The following is a 7,396-nucleotide window of genomic DNA, read 5'->3' on the forward strand; positions in this document are numbered from 1 at the left end:
AATTCAATGGGATTGCAAATTTCATGTCACGAGTCTTCAGGCTTTTGACGTGATAGTACACCCAAAGTTGCCCCAAAAATCCCCCTTTAAAATGTTCTTTAAATCCCTAAAAGGCTTGCTATGTCTAAAACTGAGAATTGCGGCTTTTTCTTCTCAATAGTTGCTTATCAACCACCTCTTGTGATAAAATCAAGACATGATAGTTAGAGAAGCCAAGCTACTAAACGCCACTAAAGAGCAATACCAAGCTCTGGATGAAGCCATCCGTACCGCCCAATTTATTCGTAACAAAGCGGTTAGATACTGGATGGATAATTCGGGGGTAGGAAGAAATGATTTATATGCACTGTGCAAAGTCCTTGCTCAAGAGTTCTCTTTGGCCAAAAAGTTAAACTCTGCCGCTCGTCAAGCCAGTGCAGAAAGAGCTTGGGCTTCTATTTCTAACTTCTATACTCGTTGTCGAAAAGGAGAAAAGAAAAAAGGCTATCCAAAATTCAAAAAGCATTGTCGCTCTGTTGAGTATAAGGTTTCGGGATGGAAACTCTCAGATGATTGTATGTATATTACTTTCACTGACGGTTTTAATGCCGGTGCTTTTTCTCTTTATTGCGACAAGGAAACAAGAGAAGACCTCTTTCGACTAAAGATTAATCGTGTTCGTGTTGTACGCCGAGCCGACGGGTATTATGCCCAATTTTGCTTTGATGCTGACCGCAAAGAGCAGGGAAACTATACAGGCAATGTTATCGGTCTTGACCTGGGATTGCAATATTTTTACAAAGACCAAAACGACAATGCTGTAGTTTATCCTAAGTATTTGCGAAAAGCAGAAAAAAGGCTAAAACGTCAACAAAAACGATTAAGTAAAAAGTATAGAAAAGGGGCAAAACCTCAATCCAAGAGCTACCATCGAACCAGAAAAAGACTGGGTAAACTCCACCTGAAAGTTCAACGCCAGCGGAAAGATTGGGCGATTAAGTTAGCCCGAAACGTAGTGGCATCTAACGATGTTGTGGTGTATGAGGCTTTAAAAGTGTCGAATCTGGTCAAGAATCATAACTTGGCTAAGTCTATTTCTGATGCAGGTTGGTATCAATTCACTCAATGGCTAGACTACTATGGCAAAATTTGGGATAAAGCAATAGTTGCGGTTGCACCCAACTACACTTCCCAAGATTGCTCTAATTGTGGTCATCGGGTGAAAAAGTCACTAAGCACTAGAACTCACTCTTGTCCTCACTGTGGAATTAAAATCTGTCGTGATACAAATGCGGCTTTAAATATTCTTAAAAGAGGAATGGAAGTTCTCGGGATGGAATGGCAAAACAGTACCCAAGGGCATTGGGAATCTGGGTCGGAAGACCGAAAGCATGGGGAGAAAACCGCCTCTACTATTGAAGGGAAACCAGAGATAACAAGTGGATTTCTATGAACTATGAATAAGAATCCCTCGTCGTTCATGCGGGGGAGTATGTCAACGCTATAAATAAGCACACGAATCACCTAGACTGAGAAAATATCATGCGTATCGCTCACGATGTCACCGAATTGGTTGGCCGCACACCTTTAGTACAATTGAATCGGATTCCCCAAGCGGAGGGCTGTCTTGGCCGAATTGTGATGAAATTAGAAGGGATGAATCCCGCTGCTTCCGTCAAAGACCGCATTGGCACTCACATGATTAATAGTGCCGAAAAAGCGGGTTTAATCAATCCAGAAACCACGGTTTTAGTGGAACCCACCTCTGGCAATACGGGAATTGCTCTAGCGATGACTGCGGCAGCTAAGGGTTATCGCTTAATTTTAACTATGCCGGAAACGATGAGTTTAGAGCGCCGGGCGATGTTAAAAGCCTACGGTGCTACCCTAGAACTTACCCCCGGTTCCCAAGGCATGAAAGGGGCAATTTTACGCGCGCAGCAAATCGTCGATAGTATCCCCGGCGCTTATATGTTGCAACAATTTCGCAACCCTTCTAACCCGGAAATTCACCGTCTCACCACTGCTGAGGAAATTTGGCAAGATACGGAGGGACAGGTAGATTTTATTGTTGCGGGTGTGGGTACTGGAGGCACGATTACGGGAGTCGCTGAAGTGATTAAATCCCGTAAACCTAGTTTTCAAGTAGTCGCGGTGGAACCTTTCAATAGTCCGGTGATTTCTGGGGGTAATCCCGGTCCTCATAAAATTCAAGGTATCGGTGCGGGTTTTATTCCGGAAGTTTTACGCACAGATCTGATTGATGAGGTAATTACTGTCAGTGATGAGGAAGCTTTTCAATTTGGTCGTCGTCTGGCAAAAGAAGAGGGTTTGCTTTCGGGGATTTCTTCCGGTGCCAATCTTTGTGCCGCAATTCAACTAGCCCAACGACGGGAAAATGAGGGTAAATTAATTGTGGTGATTCAGCCTAGTTTCGGGGAACGTTATCTGAGTACACTGATGTTCCAAAATATCGAGGAGCGCGAGTTAACTTTGGTGTGAAAAAAATATCGTCTTTAGCGTCTAGCAGTCAGCTTTAGTTGAGGGCTGATTGCTAATAGCAGAGAGCTTTTTAATCATATTTCAAGAGGGATTTTTTCACCTGTAGTGGTATTTGTAAAGGTTGCGGTTTGATTGCTTCTTTGCCGGAAAAATTATCGAGTAAAGCCGATCGCACTTGTGCATCGGTTTCTCGCGAGAGAAGATAACGGAAGTATTCTTGGCATTGTTCTCGACGACTGGGGGAAAGTTGCATTTCACTTAAACGTCGGACTGCCATTAAGCGCATTAAGGGATCATTGACTGTTAATTTTTCTAACCAGCGATCGAAGTTTTTTGACTCATTTTGACCGCGATGGTCGAGAAAATGCCATCCTAGCAGGATTAAAGTCAAAACCGTGCCAAATCCTTGCAAAATTGAGGCTAGGGCCAACCAGCGATTTTCGGCATAGGTCCAAATTGCGACAGCGAGATAGGTGGCTAAACTGCCTAAACCGCCACAGACTACCGCTAAAGTTAACTTACCGCTATCGGCGCTGAAAAAAGCACGCCCCCACAGCCACAGCGATCGCCAGTTTTGACCCTGGAGATGGTAAACTCCAATCATCGCCCCCACCCCGGTTAAAGTGGCCAAAACTAACTGCCAATTCCACGCCCAGAGGATCAAAAAACTAGCACAAGCTGCCGCCCATGTCAAGAATTGACGGGTTTTTTTTGCTGCGAGAGTTTTGATGACTCGACGCTGCAGAGCGGGGGAAAAATAGGGAGGAAGGCGGAATACTGAAGACACGGGAAGTTTTTCACTGAGGGTTTGATGATCACTATAGCCTGTTCTCAGGCAGACAGATCATTTTTCTCGGTAAAAATCCTTGTGGGAAAAGAGCGAAGTGCTAGGGTGGCCTAAAATTGCGATCGAGAATCGGCTAAAGTTCAGATTGGCGAGCTAAAGTGTTAGGATGGTTTTCAATCAAACTCAACTTTTTTTATTAATAAATAGCCGAACAATATTCTGTAAACTTATATACAGAAACCTAAAGAAATATGTTAATTTGCCGTCTTTAGGGCAGTAAATTCTGATAGACGATCTAGAGTAGTAAGTATAAGTACCGCACCTAATTTTACCCAGTCACGCCAGCTATCTAACTCATCTATTTCACTTCCGAACAGGGTTAAAACGTCCTTTGTCTCGGTTGAGTCTTGCATGACTTTTACCTAAAGGAAAATCTCGATAATTTTGAGTAATGATTCACTAGAATCCTCAAATATTCCGTAAACTGGCAAGCTTTAATAAACCTAGGAGGTTCATCGCTATGAAAAGCCGTCTTATTGTTTGTTGTGATGGAACTTGGCAAGATTTAGGACAAGGTTATCCTACCAATGTTGTCAAAATGGCACAAGCTATCACGCCACTTGATGATACTAAGGGCAACCCTATCCGTCAAATCATCTATTATGACGAAGGCATTGGGACAAAACAAACTAATACCGAGGTGACTGATACTTTAATTAAAATTGGTGGAGGCGCTTTAGGCATTGGCATGGATCATAAGATTGAGGATGCCTATCGTTTTCTGTGCTTAAACTATCAACCTGAAGATGAAATTTATCTCTTTGGGTTTAGTCGGGGAGCTTACACTGTACGCTGTTTAGCTGGGTTAATTTATAATTGTGGTTTGTTGTATCGGGAATTTATCCGACAAATCCCCAAAGCCTACGAAATTTACCGAGAAAAACAAGAACCAGATAACGCACCTAACGGTAAAAATGCCATTGATTTCCGTAATCAGTATGGACGACGAGTTCCCATTAAAGCCTTATGCTGTTGGGATACGGTTGCTTCTTTAGGTATCCCCGATATCGTTCATTCTCTGCACTTAGATGAAAAGTTCAACGAACGTTATCGCTTTTATGATTCGACCATCAATCCTACAATTGAAAAGGCGTTTCATGCAGTTGCCATTGATGAAATTCGTAAGGTTTTCGATGTAACGCTAATGCATCCCCATTCTACCCAGATCAGACAACAAAAAGAACAAGTGGTTCAGGTTTGGTTTCCGGGGGGTCATGGTTGTGTTGGTGGAGGTTCTCAGGAAGAATCTGGCCTATCCGATGGGGCTTTATTGTGGATGATGGAACAAGTCGAAGCCTTGGGTTTGGCCTTAGATAAAAGTTATGTTCAACATGGAGTTCATCCCAATTCTAGTGCGTATTTTGATAATACGCCAAAATGGCAGTTTAATATAGCGGGAACAGCACCTCGCCAGTTTGAAGGGGATGTTAGCAATTTGCATGAAAGTGTTAAAAATCGCTGGACTGACCTGAATGTTAATCCACCTTATAAACCCGCTATTCCCGAAGTTAAAATGATGCTTGAGAAAGAGCTTGGCACTTTCAGAAAGCAAGAAACAGTCTCTGTTTAGCACCTTTCTGCCTCAAAAATGTCGCCTTCACTTTACTTACATAAACACTCATAATCTGACCTAATTAGGAGGATTTGCCATGAAAGTATCACAATTCAAGAAATTCAGCCAGCTATAAAACGAGAAATTGTTCTCAAGAGAATGATTCGCTTAATTGCTTTTTTGCGGCAACTAATTGTTGTTCAACTTAGGAGAATTATTCTATGACTAACTCTCGACTTTTATCATTTGGAGGCAAAACCTATGAGTTTACAAGTCACCAGTCCAAAAAATGGAGATGCTTTTTCATGCGGCACGCCTGTTACCTTCAAAGGAAAAGCAGACAATGAAACTGTTCGAGTTGAGATTTTTGCCGAACAGTGGCACTTAGGTAGTGTTAATGTGGAATCAGGAGAGTGGACGCTCACTTATCCTGCATTTACAGGTGTAGGACGAAGACAGATTCAGATAATTGGCTTAGATCAAAATGGTAACACCGTTAATAGTGTTGGTCTTGAATTAATTATAGAAAAACCGGGCTTTCAACAAGGGCTGGATGTGTCGGATTTCGATGGAACAGTTGACTGGATTCGAGTGAAACAAGCAGGTTACACCTTTGCCTTTGCCAAAGCAACGGAAGGAGAAACGTGGAAAGCCGCAACTTTTCCCCGTAATTGGCGACAAATGGAGGGCGTTGGTATAATTCGGGGAGCTTATCATTTTTTCCGACCGACAATCGATGCCAAAGCACAGGCTAAACACTTTCTGGATTACGTTAATAGTGTTGATCCCATCGGGGTAAATGATTTACCACCCGTTATTGATTTAGAACATTACCCTGCCTCAGTGGAGCAACAATGGAATTCTTTGAGCAAACCTGAGCGAGTCCAACGGGTTAAAAAGTGGATTGATGTCATCGAATCGGAAATTAATCGTAAACCGATTATTTATACCAGTTACGGCTTTTGGAATGGTTGGATGAGAGGAGTCAGAGATTTTTCTGGTTATCCTTTGTGGGTCGCTCATTATACCCCCAATCCACAACCCTTAATTCCTAATGAATGGGATCGTTGGACATTTTGGCAATATAGCGATCACGCTGAAATCCCCGGAATTTTAGAGTCAAGAGAGGATGTCAACCGCTTCAATGGGTCTTTAAGTGATTTAATTGCTTTTATTCCCAATAATACGGTCATTGTTTGACTTTTTATTCAATGAAAAGCATCAAGTGTGAGGAGATTATTTCCCATTCTTTCAGGCTTTATTAATAATCCTGATGATGATGACAATCCAAAAGAATAACTTTTTACTTAACTTTTGTGAACCGTCTGCCGTTGTTGAATTAACCTGTCCAGAATCAGGCAAAAAAGGAGCAAAAATGATGACTACTCAAAAACTGAAAGCTCTAGTCAATACTGTTATCAAACAATCTACCCTAGATAGCAGTCAGATTACTGACCCTACTCAAAAATTTTCCTTGATAGCTGAAGATGAACTTGAGATTAATGATTACAAATCTGCAGCCAATAACCACTGGGAATTAGAACTGACAAACCCTGTTAATGAGATAGCGAAATGGTTCGCTTATATTCCCCATGTCGAAATTAAAAGTAATGACCCTGTGGCCAAGATATTACAAGATATTAAGCAGTCTCAATTTAAGGTGTATCATCGACCAACAGAACAAGATAAAGCGGGACTGGGGATTTTTCCTTTAAATGGATTAGACGGACGTTCAGAACGCATTTATCCAGCTTATATTTTGGGACCGAGAAGACAAGTAGATAGTCTTGTCAGACAACTCAATGCCTTACTTTCTGTTAAGGATACAGCGTTTATTATTGCCGAGCGTTTAGTCCAATATCCTGAAGACTATCTTGCTACTCTTTCTAAATTTGATAAAGCAGTTCTTATTCAATCTTTTGTGGGTGTTGGTAACTCTACCTCTGACAGCCTAGTACCAAGACATGAAAAAGAATTGTGGCGTATTGAACAGTCAATTCGCCTTTTACAAGCAAGCCATTTGTCTATCTCTGCTCTTGTTTGTGCTATGGGAGATTCCCCTAGTTCAGTCGCTATAAAAGTTCGCAATAAAATCCAAGAAAGACTTTATCAACTTCTGGAAAAATACCATTTATCTACTCTGAAAAAGCCAATTACTTGGGGTGCTGATGAGTTAGTAGCAATGGCGATGGCTCAAACTCTTCCTCAGACGAAAGTGCGTATTCAAGTAGCGAATAATGATACCAAACTTCATTATGATGCTAACCGCCAGCCTTGGGAAGTGATTCGAGAAAAATTGCCCGCTATCGGACTCATTGAAACCGAAAAGGATTGGGATTTTGAGGTAGCTATTTTAACTCGTCGTCGAAATGGTAGTAAGCTTTTACGCATTTAAGTTACATTGACAGCATTACCCTTATTTTTAAGTTTTCTACTCCATTTAATAATCAATCCCCCTTCATTTAAAAGCTGATTGACTACTTTTTCCAGTTCTTCTTTATTTTCAAATTCTCGAT

Annotated in this window: 7 protein-coding genes and 1 pseudogene; 5 read left to right on the forward strand and 3 right to left on the reverse strand. The window is 41.6% G+C overall.

Annotated elements, in window-relative coordinates; genetic code table 11:
* Positions 1-196 precede the first annotated feature (196 nt).
* Complete coding sequence (locus IM456_RS12520) at positions 197-1,432, forward strand: RNA-guided endonuclease InsQ/TnpB family protein (protein ID WP_287692178.1); 1,236 nt, start codon at positions 197-199, stop codon at positions 1,430-1,432.
* An 89-nt stretch (positions 1,433-1,521) separates the two neighbouring features.
* A complete protein-coding gene (cysK, locus tag IM456_RS12525; protein WP_079206013.1) occupies positions 1,522-2,481 on the forward strand; it encodes a cysteine synthase A in 960 nt (319 codons plus the stop codon).
* 70 nt (positions 2,482-2,551) lie between these two features.
* Here the strand turns inward: cysK and IM456_RS12530 are convergent, their stop codons facing one another.
* Both IM456_RS12530 and IM456_RS12535 read right to left on the reverse strand, forming a co-directional pair.
* Positions 2,552-3,268 (reverse strand): hypothetical protein, encoded by a 717-nt coding sequence (locus tag IM456_RS12530; RefSeq protein WP_149987618.1) that lies wholly within the window; start codon positions 3,266-3,268, stop codon positions 2,552-2,554.
* A gap of 254 nt (positions 3,269-3,522) precedes the next feature.
* The gene (locus IM456_RS12535) at positions 3,523-3,681 is read right to left on the reverse strand and encodes a hypothetical protein (protein WP_287705215.1); all 159 of its coding nucleotides are present in this window, start codon (positions 3,679-3,681) and stop codon (positions 3,523-3,525) included.
* Positions 3,682-3,788: 107 nt separating this feature from the next.
* Here IM456_RS12535 and IM456_RS12540 point away from each other — a divergent pair, with 107 nt between their 5' ends.
* The 3 genes from IM456_RS12540 to IM456_RS12550 all read left to right on the forward strand — a co-directional run bounded on the left by IM456_RS12540 (position 3,789) and on the right by IM456_RS12550 (position 7,275).
* Positions 3,789-4,898: a T6SS phospholipase effector Tle1-like catalytic domain-containing protein gene (locus tag IM456_RS12540; RefSeq protein WP_287692180.1), complete on the forward strand. Its 1,110-nt coding sequence runs from the start codon at positions 3,789-3,791 to the stop codon at positions 4,896-4,898.
* 243 nt (positions 4,899-5,141) lie between these two features.
* Positions 5,142-6,080 carry a glycoside hydrolase family 25 protein gene (locus tag IM456_RS12545; RefSeq protein ID WP_287692181.1) on the forward strand — a complete coding sequence of 313 codons (939 nt, stop codon included), beginning with the start codon at positions 5,142-5,144 and terminating at the stop codon, positions 6,078-6,080.
* 73 nt (positions 6,081-6,153) lie between these two features.
* A complete protein-coding gene (locus tag IM456_RS12550) occupies positions 6,154-7,275 on the forward strand; it encodes a hypothetical protein (protein ID WP_287692182.1) in 1,122 nt (373 codons plus the stop codon).
* On the opposite strand, the pseudogene IM456_RS12555 reads toward IM456_RS12550, so the two are convergent.
* Positions 7,272-7,396: pseudogene (locus tag IM456_RS12555) on the reverse strand (IS630 family transposase); the annotation flags it as partial. The gene IM456_RS12550 and the pseudogene IM456_RS12555 overlap by 4 nt on opposite strands.

Origin of the sequence: Microcystis sp. M079S1 (genome assembly GCF_020246425.1) — a bacterium.
Classification (GTDB): Bacteria; Cyanobacteriota; Cyanobacteriia; order Cyanobacteriales; family Microcystaceae; genus Microcystis; species Microcystis aeruginosa.

Bases quoted from the DNA above. Each gene is read 5' to 3' on its own strand.
- IM456_RS12520 (WP_287692178.1), top strand. From the start codon at position 197: ATGATAGTTAGAGAAGCCAAGCTACTAAACGCCACTAAAGAGCAATAC.
- IM456_RS12545 (WP_287692181.1), top strand. From the start codon at position 5,142: ATGAGTTTACAAGTCACCAGTCCAAAAAATGGAGATGCTTTTTCATGC.
- IM456_RS12550 (WP_287692182.1), top strand. From the start codon at position 6,154: ATGATGATGACAATCCAAAAGAATAACTTTTTACTTAACTTTTGTGAA.
- IM456_RS12535 (WP_287705215.1), bottom strand. From the start codon at position 3,681: ATGCAAGACTCAACCGAGACAAAGGACGTTTTAACCCTGTTCGGAAGT.
- IM456_RS12540 (WP_287692180.1), top strand. From the start codon at position 3,789: ATGAAAAGCCGTCTTATTGTTTGTTGTGATGGAACTTGGCAAGATTTA.
- cysK (WP_079206013.1), top strand. From the start codon at position 1,522: ATGCGTATCGCTCACGATGTCACCGAATTGGTTGGCCGCACACCTTTA.